The following is a 23,630-nucleotide window of genomic DNA, read 5'->3' on the forward strand; positions in this document are numbered from 1 at the left end:
AGGATGAACGGAAAAAAAATGATGATTATCGGTGCTGGCCCGGCAGCTCAGGCGGCGGCGAAGGCGATGCGAAAACTCGATTACAGCGCGGAAATTACGTTTATTACGCGTGAAGAGACGATGCCGTATTCTCCTGTGGCACTGCCGTATTTGATCAATGGTGATTTGACATCTGAAGCGCTGTTCGAAAAGGGCGAGAAGCTCGTTAAAGATTTGAATGTCAATGTTATTACAGGCAAGGCGGTTATCGCTGTTGATCCGGCAAAAAAAGAGGTCATACTGCAAGGTGACGAAGCGATGGCTTATGACAAATTGTTGATTGCATCAGGTGCTTCGCCAAAAGGGCTAAAAGTAGATGGTCTAAAAAACGAAGATCTGCTGGTGTTTAGAACCATGGCAGACTTTGAAAAATTGAATACACAGATCAAACCCAATTCAGAAGTTCTAATTTACGGTGCAGGTCTTGTTGCCGTTGAAGTTGCAGAGCATTTAAGCGAATCCGGCATAAAAGTAACCATTGTCGTTAGAAGCTATTTACTTCGTAAATATTTTAGTCAGGACAATATCAAAAAATTGCAGGCACAATTTGAAAAACACGGTGTTCGCATTATTGAAGGCAAAACTTTTCTGCAAGGTAAAAAAGAAGGTGAACGCTTTAATGTTGAATTGAACGATGGCACCAAGCTGTCTGCAGATCAAGTCATTATGGCGGTCGGCGTCAATCCGAATGTTATTGGCGGTGACTTGTTTGAACAATGCGACGGCGGGATCTTAGTCAATCAATACTTGGAAACATCGCATTCGGATATCTATGCTGCCGGAGATGTTGTTGCGGCACAAGATTATGCAGGCGAACTGATTGGCACGTGTCCGATTTCACCTGAAGCGGCACAGCAGGGCTATGTTGCCGGCAGAAATATGCTGGGTGCCGATGAAAAATACGCCGGTTGGGTTTCATGCAATTATCTGAGATGCTTTAAAGAGAACCTGTTCAGCATCGGCGTTCTCGAAAGTGAATCCGACCGTTATGATGAACGACTGGAAAAAGTGGACACAGATAAAAATATTAAACTCTATTTCAAAGGGGACTTTTTAGTCGGCGTCGAGGGTTATAATATGAAATCAGTCCACCCGGGCGTGTTCAGACATTTAATTTGTGAACAAGTGCCTATCGTCAATGAGCGAGAATTGTTGCTTTCAAAACCAAAAGAAACCGCAATGTGGATGATGATGAAATACCATGATGCGGTTAAGAATTAAAGTGGAGGCGAAAAATGGCAAATAATACTTTAGTAATTGATAAAAAGGCTTGTCCATCAGATTGTCAGGTTTGCATTGGCGCTTGTGCCGCAAGAGAAAACGGTCATGGCATGGCAGTTATTGAAAAAATTGATCTGCCTGAAAAGAATTACCATACCGTATCCACTTGTAATCAGTGCAGCGTTTGCGAATGTATTGACGTTTGTCCGACGGGTGCGATGACACGGGAAAAAGATGGTTTTGTCGCACTGGATCCTGATAAGTGCATTGGCTGTGGTCTCTGTAATATGATGTGCCCGTATGGCGGTATTTTCTCAAGTCCTTCGGCGCATCAATCCATGAAATGTGATGGCTGCGGCGGTAATCCTGTTTGTGTACCGGATTGTCCTGAGGATATTCTCTCTTATAAAAAAGCTAATGAGATCTTTAGATCATTTGAAGTGAAAGACAGGTTATCACTTGGTTTACAGTTCTGTGCCGGCTGTACAATGGAGCTTGTGAATCGTACGGTTATGAAAGTTCTGGGCAATGATGTCGTTCTCTTTGGGGCGCCAAGCTGTAACGTTATGAGCAGCAGGGGCGAATTTGCCTACTATGGCACGTTGATGACCAATGTTGCTTCCAGCGCAAGCGGTGTGTCTCGTTACTTCAAGAAAATTGGCAGAGATACCATTTGCCTCGCCATTATCGGGGACGGTGCAACGGCGGATATCGGTTTCGGTGCTTTATCAGCAGCAGCAGAGCGTAATGAACGCATTCTCTATATCTGCTATGACAATGAAGCATATATGAATACGGGTATTCAGCGAAGTGGTACAACGCCGTTTGGTTCATGGACCAATACGACGCAAATCAGTGATCTCGATCGCGGAAAGAGTGTAACGGCAAAAGACGTGCCAATTCTCATGGCGGAACATGGCATCCCGTATGCAGCGACGGCAACGCTGGGTTATATGGAAGATTTTGTCGAAAAGCTCAAAAAAGCAAAAGAAGCGGTTAAAACGGGGATGGCTTATATTCACGTACTGGCACCGTGTCCGACTGGCTGGAAGAGTGATACTTCAATAGCGGTCGATGTCACGAGAGATGCGGTACAAACGAATTACTTCCCGCTCTGGGAATGTGAAAACGGCAATTATCACTTTACACATGTGGAAAAACACGCAAAGCCAATTGAGGCATTCACAAAGAATATGAAGCGTTTTTCACATATGAGCGAGGAAGAAGTTGAGTTGCTTCAAAAATTTGTTGATAAGGGCTACAAGAAAGTCAAAAGACTTGTAGACTGTCAAGATATTTAAAAAATTGAAAAAGGTGGTTGAAAATGAAGAATCTAAAGAAATTATCGGTAATTTTGCTAGTAATCTCATTGATGACGTTCTCATTCCTTATTGCAGGCTGTTCTAGTGAAGAAAGTGGGGGATCTGCAAGTGCGTCGACATCGTCTGAAACGTCATCCGAATCAACACCATCAACTGATTCTGAATCATCAGGGTTGCAGACAGATTTCAAATTTGCATCGATGACAGTTGGGGGATCGTGGTACATTTACGGCGTAACCATTGCAGATTTAATGAAAGAAGCTATTCCGAATTCAATTGTTGACGTACTGCCGTATCAAGGTGGTATTGGCAATCCAATCCTCGTTTCTGGTGGGGAAGCGGACTTGGGACTTTCCTTTAGTTCATCGCAGAACTGGGCGTACAACGGCATTTTGGATTATGAAGGCAAAGATATGACGAATCTTAGAGCGCTGATTGGCGGCCTAAGCTTACCTTACCGCGTTGGGATTATCATCAGAGACGATTTGGGCATTGACTCTATTCAAGACATTATTGACAATCAAATGAAAATCAGACTTTTGACAGTCCAAAAAGGCGGTCTAGGCGAAGCAATGGCAAGACAAGTCTTAGAAGCTTACGGCATCTCTTATGAAGACATTGAGTCATATGGCGGTACCGTTAACAACGTCGAGCTCTCGGTAGCCGTTAACTTGATGAAAGATGGTCAGGCAGACGTCTTCATTCACAACATCAGCTACAAACAACCGGATTTTGTTGAAATGTGCCTCAGAGGCGGCTTGACAATGATTCCGATTGATGATGAGCAAAGAACTTATCTTGCGGACAAGTACGGACATATTGAAAATGTAACCGTAGAACCAGGCGAATTCGTCGGCACTGACGAAGAAGTTGTGACAGTCGGTTATCCAACAGGTGTCATCGCATCAGATCGCATGAGTGAAGAAACAGCATATGCTATTGTCAAATCGGTTTGTGAGAATCTCGATAAATTAAAAGCAGCACATGCGAGTCTTGCAGACTTTGATCCGGCAAAAGCCGGCCTTCCTGAAATGAACGGTTATATTCCGCTCCATCCAGGTGCAGAAAAATACTATCGTGAAATGGGCTACATCAAATAATGATGACAACAACGGGTTAATGTTGAAAAAGGATAGGTATCATGCAGTTAGGGTTTACTGGCTTTGGCAATGCCGGATACCTCAGCTGCAAGGACATTAAATCAAAAGGTATCGAAGGCATTTTCGTCTTCGATACCCTCTTGATCGATGCGCCTTTAGAACAGACAATGCCGATATAAAAGTGCGTTAAAGAAACGGGTGCCATGCCTAAGGCATCTTTAGAGGCGCTGACGCTTGAAGTACAAGCGTGTGTGACATTCGAGGCAGATTTGAGATTTGATCCGATCGTGATGAATGCGGTACAGCGTAAACTCAAGTGGTCGGCTGATTTGGGGCTCATGCCTGAAACACCTTGCAATACTTTAGAAGATCTTTATGACCGACGGTCAAAAAATGATGTAATCTAACGAAAAGCTAAAATAAAGGAGCTTCGTTTATGGCATATTTAAAGGAGAATTGGCGAAAAATTGCACCTGGTCTTATTACGATTACTTTAGTCGTCTTCCAATTACTTGCAATGACGCTGGCGATTATTCCGGTTATGGCACACAGAATGATCTTTTTAGCACTGGTGCTGTTGGTATTATTCATCCGCGTGCCAAAGAACGCGTATGAAAAAATTACCAATTATATTTCAATTCCACTGTTGATTGCATTAATTGTCTATGCGACAGTCAACAGTGACCGCATTTCGACGCGGATTGTATTTGTCGAAAAATTATTAACGATTGATAAGGTTTTTGGCATGATACTCATCGTACTCGTTTTAGAGGCAACGCGCCGCTTGGCCGGCAATGTACTGCTGGGGCTCGTCGCCTTCTTTATGGCCTTTGGTTTTCTCGGGCCTCACATTCCAGGTGTCTTAAGGCACAGTGGTTTTAGCATTCGAACATTTGTTGAAACAAATTTTATGTCATCGGGCGGTATCTTTGGTGCACCTATTAGCGCTGTTATCTCTTATGTCTTCTACTTCCTACTCTTCACGTCTTTCCTTGAGTACAGCGGCGGCGGCAAACTGTTTATTGATGTCGCGATGAAAGTAGCCGGACGCTCAAGAGGTGGAACGGCCAAGGCGAGCGTTATTGCCAGCGGCGCTATGGGGATGATCAGCGGTAGCGCTGTTGCCAATGTTGTGGCAGTTGGTTCATTGACCATTCCACTGATGAAGAACAATGGCTTCGACGGCGAATCTTCAGCAGGAATTGTTGCAGCAGCCTCAACAGGCGGGCAGCTCATGCCGCCAATCATGGGTGCAGCAGCTTTTATCATGGCGGAGACCACGGGAATAAGCTATGGCAAAATTGCTTTAGCAGCAGCACTACCGGCATTTTTCTATTACTATGGTATCTTTGCACAAGTTGATTTTTATGCACGACGACACAAACTTGATGGCCTTAAAAAAGACCAGCTTCCGATTTTAAAAGAATCGATTAAGAAATATGGGCACTTGATGATCCCGCTGTTTTTATTGATCTATTATATCGGCGCTGGCACATCCGTTATGTCAGCAGGTTTAAAAAGTACGGCACTCTTGATCGTATTGAGCTTTTTAAGTCGAGAGACACGGATGCTTCCTAAAAAGATTATGCAAGCACTTACCGCGACTGTTGCGGGACTTCCGGCGATTGCCATTCCATGTGCCGCTGCCGGGATCATCATCAGTACGGTAATTTCATCAAATTTGGCGACAAAGTTTAGTGGACTCTTTGTGGCGCTTGCCGGCGGCAATATCTTTATAAGCCTACTGGCCGTTATGTTTGTCTGTATTATTCTCGGTATGGGCATGCCGACGATATCGGCATACATCATTGTTTCAATGCTTTTGGTGCCAACGTTGATCGAACTTGGCATCCCGGTATTGGCTGCTAACTTGTTTGCTTTCTACTTTGCACTCTTGTCCTTTGTAACACCACCAGTCGCATTATCAGCATATACAGCGGCAGGCATTGCGAACTCCGATCCAAGTAAGACGGGTTGGAAGGCCTTTAAATTTACGTTTGCCGGCTTTATCATTCCTTTTGTCTTTGCCTTTGACCCGGCATTGCTAATGGAAGGGAATGCGCTTTGGATTGCGTGGAGCTTCCTCACGACGGGGGTTGGGGTTTGGATTTTGGCAGGTGCCATTTCGGGATGGTATCTCACAAAGGCGTCCAGATTTGAAATGATCTTAGGTGCCGCTGCGGCGATAGTCCTGATTATTCCAACACCGGTGACGGACATTATTGGCGCTGTTTGTGCGATTGTCGTCATTGCGAGCTCATTGCGCAAGAGCAAGAAATTGGTGCTAAACAAAGAATTTTAGAAAGGTGGATAAAATGCAAACAGAAGGACAGGTAATTGTAACGAAGGAGCAGTTGAAGCAGGATGTTATCTACTTGTTGGAAAAACTCGGGGTACCAACAGATGAAGCAGATATGACGGCGGAAGTCATGGTTGATACCAATGCAAAAGGGATTGAGACACATGGCGTCAGATGGCTGGACATTTACATGCAGCGTATTCAGGCAGGCAGTGTCAAAGCGAAAACGAAACTTGACGTTATTAAAGAAAAAGGCAGCTTACTCATCTTAGATGCCAACCACGGACTTGGTCAGGTAGCAATGACAAAGGCAGTGGAAATGGGTGTAAAAAAAGCGAAGGAAAACGGCATTTCTGTCGTAGCAGTCAGAAATTCCAATCACTTTGGTGCAACTGGTTTTTATACAGAACTCGCAGCCAAATCTGATGTCATTGCATTCGTCGCTACAAATGGGACGCCATTAATGGCACCATGGGGCGGTACGGATCTTTGCATTGGGACCAATCCACTTTCGTATGCCTTTCCGACAAAGGGCTATCCGATTGTTTTGGATATGGCAACCACGGCAATTGCAAGGGGCAAAGTCTTTGTGGCAGCACGAAAAGGCTTGCCTTTGCCGGAGGGAACTGCATTGAATAAAGACGGTGTGCCAACGGTTGATGCCAAAGAAGCACTTGACGGCGTTTTGTTGCCGGCAGCTGGGCCTAAGGGCTTTGGCTTATCATTAATGATTGATATCATGGCAGGTATTTTAACGGGATCGAACTATGGAACAAACATTACATCGCTGTTTGGCGACCTTGAAGGCGTTCAGGACATTGGGCACTTCGCTTATTTTATCAACATTGAAGATTTTATGGATTTAGATGAGTACTATGAAAAAATTGAAGCAAATAAGGCGAGAATGAAAAGTTCGAAACTTGCTCAAGGCTTTAATCAAATCTTTATGCCGGGCGAAATTGAAGCTGGTATACGAGAGAAAAACTTAAAGGATGGTATTGCAATTCCAAAGCCGACGATGGATGTGCTTGAGGCGTGGAAAAGCAAGTACTAAAGCCACATAGACTCCCCGAACAGTCACCCCAGTCAATACTGTTCGGGGCGTCACCCCATTCATGGGGCGTTCGTGAAATGTATGGAGGGCTCTCATTGATTGATATTAGGAAAGAAATACTAAAGGGTATTCGCAATAAGCAGTTTGAAGCGAGGATCACCGTGGACAGAGAAGGTGTGGTCGTCGGAACGTTGGAAGCCGCCAAACAATTAAAGCATTTGGCGCTTGACTATGAATTTTGTGTTCATGATGGCGATGCCGTTGATTCGGGTGATACCATCTGTACACTCAAGGGATTTTCGGAGAATCTCATCATGGCTGAAGAAACGGTTATTGGAAGGATGGCAAAAGCTTCCGGCGTTGCGACGGCTGCATTTAAAGCTGTAAAACTGGCAGATGACAAAGGTCGAATCGTAGCGGGCGCGTGGAAGAAGATGCCAAACGAAATGAAGCGATCCATTCAACAAACCGTTGGGATCGTAGGCGCCAGTACGAGAATGATCGAAATGCCATTTGTCTATTTAGATAAAAATTATATTCAGATGCTCGGCGGTATTTCTGAAGCACTTTATGCCGTTAAAGCAATGGAGGGGTTAAAAAAGGTGGTTCAATTGAAGGGGAAATACATGTCGATTGATGCTGAAGCGCGTACAGCAGTTGAAGCGGGGGCGGATATTCTCATGGTCGATACAGGCCGGCTAGATGATCTGAAAATCGTTAAGCAATACCTTGAAACGCTTCCGAATACGACGGTTCAAGTTGGGTTTGCCAGCGATTTGAAAATTGCAGAGATTCCCACATACCTCGAATGCGGTGCCGATTTTCTATGCTTTGGCAAAGAAATCATTGATGCACCTCTGCTGGATATGAAGCTTGACGTGATAAGTGAGGTGTCAAATGCAGTTTAATACATTAAACAAGACAGAATTATGGATTGGCCCTGTAATGATGGAGGGCGTTAATTTAAACGATGTTGCAGCTGTGACAGCCGAAGTGTTGCAATTGCCAAAATCGCAAGTGCTCGTTGTGGATGTTCGTGAAGATCACATTAGTCTTGACGTGTTGGTAGATGATATTGATGCCGATCAGTTGGTTGGACAGAAGAAAGCGCTGTTTGATGCGCTTAACGGTATTGAAGGCTTTTCAACGCGTGCTGAGACACATATTCATTCGCACGGCATTTTAGGCATTATTGATTTAGAGGAACCTGAAATGGGGGTTGCCGTTAAATCAGCAGAGCTTATGGGCATCGAAATTTTAAGCCATGTGGCAAAACGCGTCTGTATTTATCCAACCGGTTTTGAAGTTAAGCGCGGCATGATTGAAGATACTAATTCAACGTATATACAAGCTGTTTTAGAAGCGCGCGGTTTTAAAGTGACGATACAGCCGGTTATTGATGACGATCTCGATCTTATTGCCGGAAAACTGAGAACAGCAGCAGAGGCGGGCTATGGATTGATTATTACAACCGGTGGTGTTGGTGCAGAAGATAAAGACAAAACGGTAGAAGCGATTGAAAAAATTGACCCGGAATTAGCAGCGCCATATATCGTAAAATTTCAAAAGGGAACAGGACGTCACGTCAAAGATGGCGTTCGTGTCGCAGTGGGCACCACTGGATTATCTCATATGATTGCCATGCCGGGACCAAACGACGAGGTGAGGATGGCACTGGATGCTATATTGCCTTATTTGGAAACTATTGATCGTGATAAAACGGCAATGGCTCAGGCGATGGCAACAGTACTCAGGCAAAAACTGCAAAAACAGTATGCGCAAAAACATGCTATGGGCAGGCATTCGGAAGAGGCTGTCGACAGTTCACATGGAGATCAATGGCATCACTAGCTGCTGTTAGATAAGAGGGCTGATAAGAGGGCTGTGCTAACAGCCTTAAATGGCATGATAAAGCTTTGTAAAATCGATCGCATCAAAAGGCGGTTAACGCAATCGCGTACCAATAATAAAATGACGGAGGCTGTGTTTTGTTTGAATCATTAAGAAAATGGATGACCTATTTGGAAGCGCAGGATCATCTTGCGAAAATCAAAAAAGAAGTAGTCATTAATCATGAATTGGCAGGCGTGACGAAATTGTTTGACGGTGAAAAGACGTGTCTGTTTGAAAATGTCAAGCATTACGAGATGCCGGTTATCTCTAATGTCGTCTTTGATCGTAAGAGTATTGCCGATTCGGTTGGCGTCGAAGTGGATAAATTGATTGATAAGTATCTGGCTTGTATGGCAGAACCATTGCCATGTGAATACAGTCAGGAAAAACCTGCACACAAATCATGCGTCCAAGTTGGGGATGCGGTTAATCTCTTGGAGCTCCCCATTCCAATTCACCATGAGAAAGACGGCGGGCAATATATAACTGCTGGATTGTTAATTGTAAAAGACGTTGCGACGGGGAAACAAAATGTCTCTATCCATCGACTGCAAGTCTTTAATGAAAAAGAAATGGGCATTTTGATATTGCCAAGACATCTCTGGCATTTGTTTTCACAATATGAGGCAAGGGGTGAAGCGCTTGATATCGCCATATGTATCGGTGCGGCGCCTGCGTTGCTGCTCGCATCACAAGCCATTACGCCATACGGTGTCGATGAACTGGAAATTGCCAATGCCATGCTGGACAATCAATTGAAATTGGTGAAATGTGAAACGGTCAATGTTGACGTACCAGAACACTGCGAAATCGTCATTGAAGGCAAACTGGTTCCCAGCGTGCGGAAAGTGGAAGGCCCGTTTGGTGAATTCCCAAGGTACTACGGACCGGCGGGCGATCGCCCGGTAATCAATGTGACAGCGATTTGTCGCCGTGAAGACGCCATTTATCACACGATCTTACCGGGTACAAAAGAGCACTTGCTGCTCGGTGGTATTGCACGGGAAGCGTCAATGCTTCGCACGATCGCCCATACGGTGCCGACGGTTAAAGCCGTTCACATTACTTTCGGTTCATCGTGCCGTTACCATGCAGTTGTATCCATTAAAAAAGAACATGAAGGCGAAGGTAAAAACGCTATTTTAGCGGCATTTTCCAATAGCCATGAAATAAAACACGTCATCGTCGTCGATGATGACATCGATATTTTTGATGCCGATCATGTTGAGTGGGCATTGGCCACACGGTTCCAAGCCGGTGAAGATTTAATGCTCATCAAGGGAAGCTTGGGATCAAAACTCGATCCTTCTTCCGATAAGGGGATTTCTGACAAAATCGGATTGGATGCGACGCTTCGACTTGACCGGGATTCAAATAAGTTTCAAGTGATGCGTATTCCAGGACTCGAACAAATGAAAAGAGAAGACTATCTCTAAAAGAAAATGACTGAGGCAACAGTGCTGTAAAGGGCGTAAAGTCAATCGTTGAGGAGGCAGAGATGAAAAAAGTAACTTGGCTTGCAAAAGTCAATTTGGAAAAGTGTATTGGATGCGGTACCTGTGACAAAGTGTGTCCAGTGTACGCCATCGAAATGAAAGACCGTAAGGCGATCATTGATTCGAATTTATGTACAGGATGCGGTAACTGTGAACAGCGCTGTCCGATTTCCGTCATCGAACTGGTAAAAAGAGATGAACCCATTTACCTTAAAGTAGATGTTGCTTCGGTAGATCAGGATGCGATGAAAGCGATTTGCCTTAAAGCGAAGTTCAATCCGGAGCAAATTGTGTGTTACTGCACAGAGACAAGGGCAGATGAAGTGGCTGCGGCAATTTTAAAAGGCGCCGATACGCCTGAAAAAGTATCGCAAATGACGGGTATTCGAACAGGATGCGGTGTGGAATGCATCCAACCAATACTGAGAATGCTTGATGCGGCGGGTATCGTTCCCGAAAAGCCGAGAGGATGGCAATGGTACGGCAAAACACCGACGATTTGGGATATACCTGAGGAAATTCGTGAAAAATATAATGCACGCGGCTTCTACTTTGCAGAAGATGAAGCACTGCTGGATGCTATCTCAAAAATTAAGCCGGAAGGAGAATGATCATGAAAAAGCCGATTATCCCCATAGAAGCACGTGCCTCGCAATACGGCGTTAAACCTGAGCTCGTCAAGAAACGCATGTACGAATATGACAATATGACATCGCTTATGATCAAAGATCTGTTTGAAGATACGCCGGATGTTATTTTTCCAAGTGATAAAGGGGCAGAAGTCGTCAAAGAAGCGGCTTACAAAGCACTTGAAAATGTAGATATGTCCTTTATCAAAGCGGGCGATTCCGTTAATATCTGTTGTTCTCATCATGGCTTTACAATGGTTGGCGGGCAGCCTTATGCAGAGCTCATCAAAGCGCTTCGCGATGTTATTTCAGCGCGAACGGGGACAGAGAACATCAGAATTCGTGCGGGTGTTGGCCTTAGATTTAGAGAGACAGAAGAATATATTAAACGCTATGCGCTGGATACCTATTTTAATGGCAAAGCCAAAGGGGTTGCGCCAATTGATGAGGGGATTCCAATTGAAACGGAAATTGGAACGCTGTATGGCCTTAAAGCTGTCTATGATGCAGACTGGATTATTCATTGTCATAACAGTGATGTTAGGGAAGTGCACTTTCACAGACAGGTTGACCGCGCCGTTAAACCATTTGGCATGTCCTATGCGCGCATTGAAACGCGCTCAACATACCATCAGAACTTGGGACCTCGTGCGGCAAACTTTGTTGCTCGCGCCATTTTTGGATCTGAGTTTGTTCAAAGCAAGTTTGCATTTGCGGCATTTCTCGAAATGTCTCCGGCCGGTGTCATTGGGGTTGATGCTGACAATGATTTAATGGCACTCAATGAGCGGATGATGATTTCCGGCTGTAAATATTACGGCAAGATTATGACGTTGCTGGGTGAAATTGATGAATGCATCGTTGGACTCGATTTTCCGTGTCCGGTACCATATGTGTTTGCCGCTGGTGTTATCTACGCTAACTTTGCAGGCGCCAACTGTGACCTGTTTGACCTCGACAATGCACTTGCACCTTATACCTGGTATACAGAAGCGTTTTACGGCAAAAATGCAAAGCCGATGACCGATATGATCCCACCAGTATTCCCGGCCATTAAAATGGTGGTTCACAACTATGCGTGGGGCGGTTATCCAAGTGCATTCTTCAGCAATCACATTCCGACCATTGTCGTTGGACGGGAACAGGCAGACCTCTTCAATAAGGATTCGCAAAACCTTGAATATATGGATTACACGCTGATTGCAGATACGCTTGATACGGCAATGGATTTTGCTTATAAACAAGCGAAAACGGATAAAGTCATTCTCTTTGACGGTGCTGTCGGCGGTGTGAATGTCAGTGAATCGCTGGCAAAACTGTTAATCGAAAAAGCACCGGAAGTCAATCGACGCGTCGATGAAGAACTATTGCCAAAGTGGCTCAAACAACGTGGCATCGATATTGAAAAACATATGTAAAGAATGCGCATGAAAATGGGCGCTTCAAAACGAGGAGGCATAAATGAGTAAAAAAAAGATTAAGGCGGCAATTGTCGGTCCCGGCAATATTGGTACAGACTTGATGTATAAGCTGCTCCAAAGTGATGTCATAGAAGTGGATACAGTGGTTGGCGTCGTTGAAGGCTCAACAGGGCTAAAACTCGCAGAAGAAAATGGAATCAATGCAACGGCAAAAGGCGTCGACGCCATTATCGGCAATAAGGAAATTGAAATCGTCTTTGAGGCAACCAGTGCAAAAGCGCATGAAATGAATGCACCGAAGTATAAAGCAGACGGTAAAATTGCAGTTGATTTAACCCCGGCAATGATTGGGCCATTTGTCGTACCGGCTGTTAATATGGATAAAATGGCATCAACCGACAACGTGAACATGGTGACATGCGGCGGGCAGGCGACTATTCCAATGGTTGCGGCGATCAACAGCGTTCAACCCGTCGCCTATGCTGAAATTGTTGCAACCATTGCAAGCCTTAGTGCAGGCATAGGCACACGCCAGAACATTGACGAATTTACAGAGACCACTTCTCGTGCTATTTGTGAAGTAGGCGGCGCCAAAGAAGGCAAGGCAATCATTATCTTAAATCCGGCTGAACCGCCAATTATCATGCGTGATACCGTATATGCCAGAGTGGAAAATCCGGATGAAGAAGCCATTACAAAAGCAGTTAAGGCGATGGAAGAAAAAGTGAGATCCTATGTGCCGGGATACCGAGTGAAAACCGGACCGATTTTCGATGGCGACCGCGTGACGGTTATGCTTGAAATTGAAGGCGCCGGTATGTATTTACCGAAGTATTCGGGCAATTTGGACATTATGACAGCGGCTGCAAAAGCGGTCGGTGAAAAAATAGCCCTTAATTTATTGAAAGAAAGAGGTGAGAGATGATGAAAAAGATTCGTTTAATTGACACAACCCTTAGAGATGGCATGCATGCCGTCAGTCATCAGTTCTCTACCGAAGATGTATCGGCAGTTGTAAAAGCACTGGACGATGCCGGTGTTGATACCATTGAAGTAAGCCATGGCGATGGCCTCGGCGGCTCTTCATTCCAATACGGTTTTTCAAAAGCAACGGAAGAAGCTTATCTGAAAGCGGCTGCCGGTGCCATGACAAACGCAAAACTCTGTGTATTGCTGCTCCCCGGTATCGGAACGCATAAAGAACTTGAGATGGCTGCAAACGCCGGTGCTAAAGTCGTGCGCGTTGCAACGCATGTGACGGAAGCGGACATTGGCGAGCAGCACATTAAAATTGCAAAATCACTTGGCATGGAGGCAATTGGCTTCTTGATGATGTCGCACATGGTAGACGTTGACAAGATCGTTGAACAGGCAAAATTGTTTGAGAGCTATGGTGCTGATGCCGTTTACGTTACAGACTCTGCCGGCGCGATGATCCCAACGCAAATCACAGAGCGCATTGCGGCGGTTAAAAAAGCCGTTAGCATCCCCGTTGGACACCATGCCCACGACAACATGGGACTTGCTATTGGCAACAGTATTGCCGCCATTCAAGCGGGGGCGGATATTGTGGACGGTACCTGTAGAGGTGCCGGCGCAGGTGCTGGCAATGCCATGACGGAAGTGCTCGTAGGTGTTCTCGATAAAATGGGTTATGCAACCGGCATCGATCTTTACAAAATAATGGATGCGGCAGACGATATTGTTATGCCAAGACTCCATCGACCGCCGATGATTACAAAAGAATCACTCAGCATTGGCTATGCGGGTGTTTATGGCAGCTTTCTGCTGCACGCTCTCAGAGCGGCTGATAAATTCAATGTCGATGCACGCGACATTCTCATTGAAATGGGACGCCGTAAAACTGTCGGCGGACAGGAAGATATGATTATCGATGTCGCATACGAACTGGCGAATCGTAAATAGACAAAGTGAGGAGTTCCTTATGGAGAGAGAGACGATTATCAAACTCGCAGCACTTTTAAAAGAAGCGGCTGAGACAAAATCACCCACCAAGGCCTTAACAGAATTGTATCCAAAAATCACCATTGAAGACGCCTACAAGATTCAATATGAAAATATTCAAAGTGCTGTGTTGGCCGGTCGGCAAATCGTCGGCAAAAAGATTGGTTTAACAAGCAAGGCAATGCAGAACATGCTGGGTGTCGGCAGCCCTGACTACGGCGTCTTAACCGACGATATGATTTTGGATGAAGAAACACCGGTCAGCCTTGACGGTTTTTTACAGCCAAAGATTGAAGCGGAGCTCGCCTTTATTCTCAAAGAAGATTTAAAAGGACCGGGTGTGACGCTTTCACGTGTATTGCAGGCGACAGAAGGTGTTATGGCGTCGTTTGAAATTATAGACAGCCGCATTGAGAACTGGAAAATAAAATTGCCGGATACCATTGCAGACAATGCTTCAAGCGGTGCGATAGTTCTGGGCAGCAAAATAGCGTCACTTGAAAATTTAGATTTAAAATATACGGGCCTCGTGTTTGAGAAAAATGGCGAAATTGTGGATACTGCTGCCGGCGCAGCTGTATTGGGACACCCGGCATATGCAGTTGCATGGCTGGCAAATGAGCTTGCGAAATATGATATTACACTGAAAAAAGGTGAAATCATCCTTGCAGGCGCTTTTACAAAAGCACTTGAAGCCAAAGCCGGCGACATCTTTGAAGCAACTTTTGACGGTATTGGCAAAGTTCGCGTTAAGTTTACGGCTTAAAAAGCGGTAAAGGCGAATAATCTGGAAGCTGCATCATGCAACCAAAGGGGGAGGCTATGGAGAAACGGCAAGGTACGATACAATCCGTTGACAGGGCATTGAGCATTATAGAACTGCTTTATGAACAGGATATGGAACTGGGCGTTACAGAAATCGCCGCGAGGAGCGGACTTCATAAGAGTACGGCATTTGGCTTGATTAGTACGCTGGATGCAAGAGGCTATATTACACAAAATCCTCAAACCGGCAAATATAAATTAGGGCTGAAATTTCTTGAGATCAGTTCAAAAATCGTTGACAGCATTGATGAAAGGCAGATAATCAGACCTTATTTGGAAGAACTTTCGAGGAAGTTTGGCGAGACTGTTCATTATGCTGTCGTCGATAATGACATGGTGGTTTATGTTGATAAAGTTGAGAGTCCGCGATCTCTCGTGATGAAATCCTATATTGGCAAACGAAATCCGCTTCACTGTACAGGGGTTGGCAAATGCATGCTAGCTTATATGGATGATGCTGTGCGAGACGAGATTATTGAAAGAGGGCTTGACAAGTATACGGAAAATACCATTACAGATCCGACACTATTGAGACGTGAACTGGATTTCATTAGACGCAACGGCTACAGCATTGATGATGAAGAAATAGAATTGGGGCTGAGATGTGTTGCGGCGCCGATACTGGATTTACGAGGAAATTTGATTGGTGGGATCAGTATTTCGGGTCCTGAAATGAGAATGAGCGAAGATCGCGTTCAGGCATTAATTGAAGCATTAAAACAGACGACAAAACGCGTTTCGAAAAATGTCGGCAAATTTCTAAATGTTCGTTAAATACGTTACCATCTCTTAAAATATTATTTCGGTTCATGCGAAATGATCCTAGCATGAACACGACAAAAATAGCGCTGTTTCCTTCGGCGCTATTTTTGTCGTTTACAAAATGTGATAGGCTGTTTTTTTGAGTGCAGCGTATATTTGCTTAGAGGCTCGATTGAAATATTTGCGCATGTGAAACATACTGCATCAACGATGTTGGCGATCTTTTAATGATGATGCCAATGTCGCTGATGCCGCTACCTGATGAAAATATGATCCGTATCATTGGCGATAAGCCATTCAACAGCTTCGATTGGTGATGCCATGTGATTTTCCAGCAATTTTCGAATGCCGTTTTCATCGCGTTCTGCCAGCAATTCGACTAATTTTAAATGATCATTACTGATTTTTTGATGTCTAGTCATTGGCGCTTTAACGAGGCTGTACATATAATAGGTAGCGCCAACGCTCCAATTGGACTGGTACATTTTTGTCAACTGTTCATTGTTCGCCAGCATGACGAAGAGTGTGTGAAATTTTGAATCGATTTCACTGGCTCGAGCGTACTCTGTTTCGCCAATGCTTGGAAATTCTTCCGCGAGCGCTCGCATTTTTGTGAGTGTGTCGGGAAAATAATCGAGGTTTTTAATCGCAAGCTTGATGGTAAACATCTCGATCATATAGCGAATCTCTAAGATGTTTTTGATTTTCTTAGGGCTGAGCTGTGCAACAAAAGTGCCTCTTCTTGGTGCAGATTCTGCCATACCTTCTGCAATCAGACGGTTGATGGCTTGTACAACAGGCGTTCTGCTGATGCCGAGAGAATCTGAGATTTCCTGTGTCACGAGTTTGTGACCAGGTGGATATGTACCGTTTTGAATTCTGGATCTTATTTCATCCAGTGCATAATCGAGTAAAGACGCCGGTTGTGACAAACGAATAACCTCCTTGGATTTTGAATTTATTGTGAATTCAAGCGTGCAGACACTTCGGCTTTGCGTAAAGCGCTGTCTGAACGCCTATATGCGGCTACAGACTATGTGTGAAAATAGGCTGTCTGTAGGACTGCTTTTTGATGAAATGCTTTTTTGCAATCGCATGATTGCACCGTTCGATAGATTAAACCTTTTATAAAGTCAGTAATTGATAAACAGGTTCATAAAACTAGGCGATCAGTAAAATCGTTTCATAAGTAAAAAGACACATAAATAAAAAGATACATAAGTAAAAGCATATATGAGTAAATAAGGAAACGATCAGTAATCAATCAGTAAATGAGCAAGCACATCGTTGTGTGTAAGCAATGGATCCTCATGAAGCGTAACGACAATTTAGGTGTTGATCGCTTCATGAGGTTTCCTCTTTTTATAATGATGACAAATTGCTGAGAAAAGCGTCAATCGCTTCGGCGCTTTTCTTTCCCGCCCCCATCGCTAAGATAACGGTTGCAGCGCCTGTAACGATATCACCGCCGGCAAAGACGCCGGGTCTCGATGTTTGACCAGTATTTTCATCTGCAACGATATTGCCTTTGGGCGTTAGATCAAGTCCGCTTGTCGACTGAGGGACGAGTGGATTAGGGCCTTGTCCGATTGCGACGACAACTGTATCGATTGGCATGGTAACAGTGTCACCGTGGATGGCAATCGGCTTGCGTCGGCCGGAAGCATCAGCTTCACCAAGTTCGTAGCGCTGAAGGATCATTTGGTTTAAATTGCCTGCTGCATCACCTTCATAGGCGATGGGACTGTTGAGCAACAGGAATTTTACCCCTTCTTCTGCAGCGTGTTCTATTTCTTCATGTCTGGCAGGCATTTCTGCCTCAGAACGTCTATAAACGATATAACTCTCTTCGGCACCAAGCCTTAGTGCGGTTCGTGCTGCATCCATCGCCACGTTGCCTGCACCGATGACGGCAACGCGTTTGCCGATTTTTATCGGGGTATGATAATTGACGTCGTATGCTTTCATCAAATTTGTTCGCGTTAGAAATTCGTTGGCGGCGTAGATTCCATTCAAGTTCTCGCCATCTATGCCCATGAAATTCGGCAGTCCTGCACCTGTGCCAATAAAGACAGCATCGAATCCGTCGTCGAGGAGTTCATCAACGCTGGATGATTTGCCAATAACGGCATTGACTTCAATTTTGACACCAAGGGATTTGATCATGTCAATTTCTTTTTGAACGATTGCTTTTGGCAGTCTAAACTCGGGGATCCCGTACATAAGGACGCCCCCCGGTGCATGGAGTGCTTCAAAAACAGTGACGTCATGTCCTCTTTTAGCGAGATCGGCAGCGGCTGTTAAGCCGGCAGGGCCTGCGCCAACGACGGCAACGCGTTTATGACTGACTGTTTCAGCGGTCCACGTCTTGGCTGGCTGCTTAAGATTCCAATCAGCGGTGTAACGTTCCAATCGACCGATGGCAACGGGTTCGCCTTTAATGCCAAGAATACATTGCGCCTCACATTGTGATTCCTGAGGGCAGACGCGTCCGCAAATAGCGGGTAAGTTATTCTTTCGCATCAGAACTTCAATTGCCGAAGACATGTCATCGGCGACAATTGCTTTTATAAAGCCCGGTATATCAACGCCGACAGGACAACCGCTCACACATTTTGGATTTTTACAGTCCAAACAGCGTGAGGCCTCTTCCTTTGCCATTTCTGCTGTATAGCCTAAAGCGACTTCGCTAAAATTGCTGCGTCTTCTTTCGGGATCTTGAACGGGCATTGCCATGCGGGTGCGTTTTAATGCTGACATAATCCGGCACCTCCGCACTTGCATTCATGCTGTTCAACCGCTTTTTTTTCATCCTCTTTATAAACAGCGGCACGGCGCATCGCCAAATCGAAATCGACGAGGTGACCATCAAATTCCGGCCCATCAACACATGCAAATTTCGTGTCAGTGCCAATTTGAACGCGACATCCACCGCACATGCCGGTACCGTCTACCATGATGGGATTTAAGCTGACCGTTGTTTTAATGTTAAAAGGGCGTGTTGTTTCTGAAACGGCTTTCATCATGACCATCGGGCCAATTGCCCAAAGATGATCAATGGATTCTTTTTGGATCACCTCTTGAAGAAGGTCGGTAACAAAGCCTTTGACACCGACACTGCCGTCGTCAGTGGCAATATAACAGACATCGCTGACAGACGCCATTTCTTTTTCCAAAAAAAGCAACTCTTCGTTTCGTGCACCAATGATGGCGATAACACGATTGCCGGCAGCTTTAAGCGCCTTTGCAATAGGATAAACAGGTGCGATACCAACACCGCCGCCGATACAGACAACCGTACCATACTGTTCAATTTCGGTTGGCATGCCAAGCGGTCCGACAACATCCAAAATTGTATTGCCTTCAGAAAGTGTCATCAGCGCCTGTGTTGAAAATCCCACAGCTTGAAAGACCAGTGTAATTGTACCTTTCTCTCGGTTATAATCGGCAATGGTCAGTGGAATGCGCTCAGCGAACTCATCCTGACGAACAATGATGAACTGTCCAGCGAGTGCTTTTGACGCGATTGAAGGTGCGTGAACGTCAATTTGAATGATTTGATTGCCTAAATTTTTTTTCTCGGTAATCTTATACAATAATTGCCTCCCTGATTATAAAATAGTTAGGCACCCATAGCAGTGATCATTGCTTAAATAAAGCAAGACCGGGTGCCAAACGATTGTAATTCAACACGGCAGGTTTTGTTATAAACTGTAATGCCGGCAAAGGGCAGAAATACTGCCGGTACAACAGACGGGACCGCTAGGGAACAACACAAGATTACAATTGAATTTTATCCAAAATAATGATATTATGCAATACAAAAATGGATTTGAAAAGTTCGTTAAAAACGTGACGAAAGCCTTTGGTTGCAATGGTTTGAAGGAGAAACTGCAGCAAAAATGTCCGATAATACCGCACGCCAATATCATCAGATGGATGTCTGCTGCATTTTATCGTCAAAAATGTATCCTCGCAGGGATCATATGACGAGGCAAATCGTTGATATTGATTGCCCGGCATTCACATTTTGCTTTGAATGACGTATACTGGTGGAAAGCATAGTGGCTTTATAAAAAACGTTATAACAGTAAATCAACAATGTGATGACATTATATGATGAGGAGAGAGAGGCGAAAATGAAAGTACTATTGGTGAATGGCAGTCCAAATGAAAAGGGATGTACTTACACGGCACTTACTGAGATTCAAGAGACTTTGACATCTGAAGGGATTGACAGCGAGATCTTTCAGCTTGGTAAAAAGCCGATTGCAGGTTGTATTGCATGCGGCAAGTGTTCGGGTACAGGGCAGTGTGTCTTTAATGACAAGGTTAACCAGTTTTTGGATTTGGCAGAGACGGCAGATGGATTCATATTCGGTTCACCTGTTCACTATGCAGCGGCGACAGGTGCGATTACTTCGTTTTTAGATCGTGTCTTTAGGACGGATTCCAGCGGTGGGAGAAATGCATTTTATCTGAAGCCGGGGGCGGCGATACTATCGGCCAGACGTGCGGGGACAGTCGCAGCACTAGATCAACTCAATAAATATTTTCTCATTTCTCAAATGCCCATCGTTTCTTCGCGATATTGGAACATGGTATACGGGAATAACCCTGAAGAAGTGAAACAAGATCTTGAAGGACTTCAAATGATGCGGATTCTCGCCAGAAATATGGCTTATATGTTAAAGTGTAAAGCAGCCGGTGAAGCGGCAGGCGTCAAAGTGCCAGAAGCAGAAGGGCGTGTTCGAACGAACTTTATAAAATAAGGCGAGGCGCACACTAAAGCAGGTTTATTCTGTAAATGCTGATATAGTATTCAGGAGGGATAATGGAAGATTATCAGTTTGTTCGCGGAACCGCATCTCTGGTGAGTGTTATTCAAATGCTTTCCATTGAGACATTTAGTGAAACGTTTGGCGATCAAAACCATGCAGCAGATTTGGCGCTGTTCTTAAAGAAAGCTTATGCAACTGAAAAACTGCTTCGCGAGCTTGCAGATTCAGATACGTTTTTTTACCTGCTTTACGTTGGCGAAGAAGCAGTCGGTTATTTGAAACTCAATGTGGATTCTGCACAGTCAGACATTCATGATCCTGCGGCTTTGGAGGTAGAACGCATTTATATGAAGCGTGCGTATCAAGGGCGTGGACTAGGACATTTGCTGATGAATAAAGCGATTGAAATTGCGAACGATCTTGAGAAATGTTACCTTTGGCTAGGTGTGTGGGAAAAGAATGAACATGCACTTGGTTATTATCGACATTATGATTTTTACCAGATTGGTATGCATGACTTTGTCGTCGGCAATGATGTACAGACAGATTTGCTCATGCGGAAAGATTTAGCATAGAATTTTTTAAAAGATGAATATGAGACAAGCCGCCGCAATCGTTTTGAATGATGTTGTGACGGCTTGAAACATTTAAAATGTCATGCGCTTTGTTTCGCCGGAAAAGGCACAAAAGTCAGCAGTTGCATTTTGAAGGTAGAATACTTCCATGAGCTGATCATCCACGTGATACATACTGCTGAGGACCTTTTCATTTGCCGTCATCATGGCAACACGTGCTTCGCGGCGCTCATCATGAATGGCTTCTGCTTCGAGACGAATCCAGGTGCCTTGGTACATACCGCTGATTTCAACCTTGGGGTGATGCTTCATTTGAGCAAAGACTTTCTTTTGATTATTGGTGACAATGTAAAGCTTACCGTCATATTCGGCGACGGCGCCAAACGGTCTGACGCGAGGTGTCTCACCATCCATCGTCGCCAAGTAAAAAGTGCCGCAGTTTTGCAGATACGTCAATACTTCTTTCATAAGCTTGTTCCCTTCTATATGTCATGATATAATAATTCACGTGTTTATTATAATTGGTAAGAACGATTATTCAAGTACGATATTTGACGATACTAGTATCGCAAATGATACTGTTGGGAATTGGTGGCTTGAGGATGCATGTTGGGATGCTTCTAGTAGCTGAAGGATCATGTGAAAAAATATTAAGAGGGAGGCTTATAAGGTGACGCCGATAGATTTATATGGGATATGTCCATTTGTAACGTCTCAAAAAGTATTGACGGGAAAATGGTCCATGTACATTATGTATTTGCTTCAGGACGGGCCAATACGGTTTAATGCGTTAAAGCGGAAAATGCCGGAAGAAATGACGCATACGACACTGTCGAGACAATTGAAATCCCTTGAACAAGAGGGGCTGGTTGTGAGAACAGCCTATACGCAGGTACCGCCAAAGGTAGAGTATGAACTCAGTGATATTGGCAGACAGTTTGAACCCGTTCTCAAGGCATTGGGCAATTGGGGCGAAGCGTATATTGAATACTTAAAAAAACAGTAGATCTAAGATCTGCTGTTTTTTAATAAAGGATACCATTTCCTTAAAGGATTAGCGTTTGTTTAACTTTAATGCTGTGTTGACAAAAACTTTGACGCCGCAGGCCAAGGCATCTTCATTTAAATTTAGAATGGGGCTGTGGAGTTCGCCACGGTCTTCACCCTCGGCGCCAACGCCGAGGAGAAAGATGACCCCCGGGATGACTTCCTGATAGTAAGAAAAATCTTCCGAACCGAGGTGCGGCATTTGAAGTTCTACAATGTGTTGTTCGCCGCCTAAAATTTCTGAGGCGGCATTTTTCAGCAGCTCGTTATAAGTGGGATCATTGTATACAGCCGGAAATCCTTCAATAAAATCGACATCCGCACTGCCGCCGAGTGCCATTGCCGCATGACTGCAAATGCGTTCAATGCGTTCACGATAAAGCAGTTTGTTTTGCCGATCAATGCAGCGTATCATCCCGGACATCTCCACTGTATCAGCGATGACGTTGTCTGCTTCGCCCCCCCTGATCTTGCAGATATCAAAGGTGGTGATGTCAAAAGGGCTGATACTGCTGGCCTTTATGGATTGTAGAGCCATCAGCATATTGGCAGCAATCATAATGGCATTGACGCCTTTTTCCGGTTCCGAAGAATGGGCGGCAATGCCGTGAACGTTGATGACGACAATATCATCCGTTGCAGAGAGGTAACCGCTTTTTATGCCGATGTTGCCAGCGGGAATTGCGGGCATAATGTGAAGCGCAAAAATAGCTTCGGCTTTTGGGTTTTCAAGGACATCGCCATCAATCATGCATTTGGCGCCGCCGTTGGCTTCTTCACCGGGCTGAAAAATGATTTTGATGATTCCCTTTAGTTCGTCTTTCATATCAGCCAGTATTTTAGCAGTACCGAGTAGAACGGCCATATGGGCATCGTGTCCGCAGGCGTGCATAATGCCGCAGCGCTTTGATTCGAATGAAAGGCCGGTCGCTTCAACCACGGGCAAAGCGTCCATGTCGGCGCGAAAAGCAATACAGGGTCCGCAATTGCCGGTATCAAGTGTTCCCAAAACACCGGTGCCGCCAATGCGCGTCTGCACATGATAACCGAATGATTCCAGCATTTCTGCAATATAGGCTGAGGTTTCGAATTCTTCAAAACTCAGTTCTGGATTTTCATGTAAATGTCTTCGCCATTTAATCATATCCGACTGTAAAGCTTCAATGCGATGGCTTAAATCACTTAATTGGTCCTTCATGAG

The 23,630-nt window shown here is 44.8% G+C and carries 24 protein-coding genes; 19 read left to right on the forward strand and 5 right to left on the reverse strand.

Translation table 11 applies throughout. The annotated features are described in order from the left end of the window. Positions 1-3: 3 nt before the first annotated feature. The 16 genes from KHM83_RS05800 (at position 4) to KHM83_RS05875 (ending at position 16,038) form a co-directional block, all read left to right on the forward strand. The gene (locus KHM83_RS05800) at positions 4-1,260 is read left to right on the forward strand and encodes an NAD(P)/FAD-dependent oxidoreductase (protein WP_213235967.1); all 1,257 of its coding nucleotides are present in this window, start codon (positions 4-6) and stop codon (positions 1,258-1,260) included. Positions 1,261-1,274: 14 nt separating this feature from the next. Then, positions 1,275-2,561, forward strand: coding sequence for a thiamine pyrophosphate-dependent enzyme (locus KHM83_RS19850; RefSeq protein ID WP_213235968.1), 1,287 nt, complete (start codon positions 1,275-1,277; stop codon positions 2,559-2,561). A 23-nt stretch (positions 2,562-2,584) separates the two neighbouring features. After that, positions 2,585-3,682 carry a TAXI family TRAP transporter solute-binding subunit gene (locus KHM83_RS05810; protein WP_213235969.1) on the forward strand — a complete coding sequence of 366 codons (1,098 nt, stop codon included), beginning with the start codon at positions 2,585-2,587 and terminating at the stop codon, positions 3,680-3,682. Positions 3,683-3,723: 41 nt separating this feature from the next. Continuing rightward, entirely contained in the window at positions 3,724-3,861 is a 138-nt protein-coding gene (locus KHM83_RS05815; protein WP_213235970.1) for a hypothetical protein, read from the forward strand. Between the two features lie 24 nt (positions 3,862-3,885). Beyond that, positions 3,886-4,089 carry a hypothetical protein gene (locus KHM83_RS05820; protein ID WP_213235971.1) on the forward strand — a complete coding sequence of 68 codons (204 nt, stop codon included), beginning with the start codon at positions 3,886-3,888 and terminating at the stop codon, positions 4,087-4,089. A 29-nt stretch (positions 4,090-4,118) separates the two neighbouring features. Further along, positions 4,119-5,984, forward strand: a complete 1,866-nt coding sequence (locus tag KHM83_RS05825; protein ID WP_213235972.1) for a TRAP transporter permease — start codon at positions 4,119-4,121, stop codon at positions 5,982-5,984. A gap of 13 nt (positions 5,985-5,997) precedes the next feature. Continuing rightward, positions 5,998-7,035: an Ldh family oxidoreductase gene (locus KHM83_RS05830; protein ID WP_213235973.1), complete on the forward strand. Its 1,038-nt coding sequence runs from the start codon at positions 5,998-6,000 to the stop codon at positions 7,033-7,035. A gap of 95 nt (positions 7,036-7,130) precedes the next feature. Beyond that, positions 7,131-7,943 carry a beta/alpha barrel domain-containing protein gene (locus tag KHM83_RS05835; RefSeq protein WP_213235974.1) on the forward strand — a complete coding sequence of 271 codons (813 nt, stop codon included), beginning with the start codon at positions 7,131-7,133 and terminating at the stop codon, positions 7,941-7,943. After that, complete coding sequence (locus KHM83_RS05840) at positions 7,933-8,886, forward strand: molybdopterin-binding protein (protein WP_213235975.1); 954 nt, start codon at positions 7,933-7,935, stop codon at positions 8,884-8,886. Before KHM83_RS05835 ends, KHM83_RS05840 begins: the two co-directional genes overlap by 11 nt. A 137-nt stretch (positions 8,887-9,023) precedes the next feature. Beyond that, the gene (locus tag KHM83_RS05845; RefSeq protein ID WP_246542885.1) at positions 9,024-10,364 is read left to right on the forward strand and encodes a UbiD family decarboxylase; all 1,341 of its coding nucleotides are present in this window, start codon (positions 9,024-9,026) and stop codon (positions 10,362-10,364) included. A 62-nt stretch (positions 10,365-10,426) separates the two neighbouring features. Continuing rightward, positions 10,427-11,035 (forward strand): 4Fe-4S dicluster domain-containing protein, encoded by a 609-nt coding sequence (locus KHM83_RS05850; RefSeq protein WP_213235976.1) that lies wholly within the window; start codon positions 10,427-10,429, stop codon positions 11,033-11,035. A 2-nt stretch (positions 11,036-11,037) separates the two neighbouring features. After that, positions 11,038-12,471 (forward strand): hypothetical protein, encoded by a 1,434-nt coding sequence (locus KHM83_RS05855; protein ID WP_213235977.1) that lies wholly within the window; start codon positions 11,038-11,040, stop codon positions 12,469-12,471. Positions 12,472-12,514: 43 nt separating this feature from the next. Further along, positions 12,515-13,399 (forward strand): acetaldehyde dehydrogenase (acetylating), encoded by an 885-nt coding sequence (locus KHM83_RS05860; RefSeq protein WP_213235978.1) that lies wholly within the window; start codon positions 12,515-12,517, stop codon positions 13,397-13,399. Continuing rightward, positions 13,399-14,400 (forward strand): 4-hydroxy-2-oxovalerate aldolase, encoded by a 1,002-nt coding sequence (dmpG, locus tag KHM83_RS05865; protein ID WP_425513867.1) that lies wholly within the window; start codon positions 13,399-13,401, stop codon positions 14,398-14,400. The genes KHM83_RS05860 and dmpG overlap by 1 nt, the downstream gene beginning before the upstream one ends. A 19-nt stretch (positions 14,401-14,419) precedes the next feature. Beyond that, positions 14,420-15,205: a 2-keto-4-pentenoate hydratase gene (locus tag KHM83_RS05870; protein ID WP_213235980.1), complete on the forward strand. Its 786-nt coding sequence runs from the start codon at positions 14,420-14,422 to the stop codon at positions 15,203-15,205. A 56-nt stretch (positions 15,206-15,261) separates the two neighbouring features. Beyond that, the gene (locus KHM83_RS05875; RefSeq protein WP_213235981.1) at positions 15,262-16,038 is read left to right on the forward strand and encodes an IclR family transcriptional regulator; all 777 of its coding nucleotides are present in this window, start codon (positions 15,262-15,264) and stop codon (positions 16,036-16,038) included. Positions 16,039-16,280: 242 nt separating this feature from the next. Here KHM83_RS05875 and KHM83_RS05880 read toward each other — a convergent pair whose 3' ends face one another. From KHM83_RS05880 to KHM83_RS05890, 3 genes are all read right to left on the reverse strand, one after another. Continuing rightward, positions 16,281-16,958, reverse strand: coding sequence for a GntR family transcriptional regulator (locus KHM83_RS05880; RefSeq protein ID WP_213235982.1), 678 nt, complete (start codon positions 16,956-16,958; stop codon positions 16,281-16,283). A 430-nt stretch (positions 16,959-17,388) separates the two neighbouring features. After that, the gene (gltA, locus tag KHM83_RS05885) at positions 17,389-18,786 is read right to left on the reverse strand and encodes an NADPH-dependent glutamate synthase (RefSeq protein ID WP_213235983.1); all 1,398 of its coding nucleotides are present in this window, start codon (positions 18,784-18,786) and stop codon (positions 17,389-17,391) included. Beyond that, on the reverse strand, positions 18,774-19,622 hold the full coding sequence (locus KHM83_RS05890; RefSeq protein ID WP_213235984.1) for a sulfide/dihydroorotate dehydrogenase-like FAD/NAD-binding protein: 849 nt from the start codon (positions 19,620-19,622) through the stop codon (positions 18,774-18,776). Before KHM83_RS05890 ends, gltA begins: the two co-directional genes overlap by 13 nt. 543 nt (positions 19,623-20,165) lie before the next feature. Here KHM83_RS05890 and KHM83_RS05895 point away from each other — a divergent pair. Together KHM83_RS05895 and KHM83_RS05900 are read left to right on the forward strand one after the other, a co-directional pair. Beyond that, entirely contained in the window at positions 20,166-20,798 is a 633-nt protein-coding gene (locus KHM83_RS05895; RefSeq protein ID WP_213235985.1) for a flavodoxin family protein, read from the forward strand. A 62-nt stretch (positions 20,799-20,860) separates the two neighbouring features. Then, positions 20,861-21,382 (forward strand): GNAT family N-acetyltransferase, encoded by a 522-nt coding sequence (locus tag KHM83_RS05900; RefSeq protein ID WP_213235986.1) that lies wholly within the window; start codon positions 20,861-20,863, stop codon positions 21,380-21,382. Between the two features lie 72 nt (positions 21,383-21,454). On the opposite strand, the gene KHM83_RS05905 is transcribed toward KHM83_RS05900, so the two are convergent. Next, positions 21,455-21,850, reverse strand: coding sequence for a pyridoxamine 5'-phosphate oxidase family protein (locus KHM83_RS05905; RefSeq protein WP_213235987.1), 396 nt, complete (start codon positions 21,848-21,850; stop codon positions 21,455-21,457). 202 nt (positions 21,851-22,052) lie between these two features. On the opposite strand from KHM83_RS05905, the gene KHM83_RS05910 reads away from it, so the two are divergent. Further along, positions 22,053-22,388, forward strand: a complete 336-nt coding sequence (locus KHM83_RS05910; RefSeq protein WP_213235988.1) for a winged helix-turn-helix transcriptional regulator — start codon at positions 22,053-22,055, stop codon at positions 22,386-22,388. A gap of 48 nt (positions 22,389-22,436) precedes the next feature. Here KHM83_RS05910 and KHM83_RS05915 read toward each other — a convergent pair whose 3' ends face one another. Then, positions 22,437-23,627, reverse strand: a complete 1,191-nt coding sequence (locus tag KHM83_RS05915) for a M20 metallopeptidase family protein (RefSeq protein WP_213235989.1) — start codon at positions 23,625-23,627, stop codon at positions 22,437-22,439. Positions 23,628-23,630: the final 3 nt, after the last annotated feature.

The organism is Fusibacter paucivorans (assembly GCF_018390735.1).
In the GTDB taxonomy this organism is placed as follows: Bacteria; Bacillota; Clostridia; order Peptostreptococcales; family Acidaminobacteraceae; genus Fusibacter; species Fusibacter paucivorans.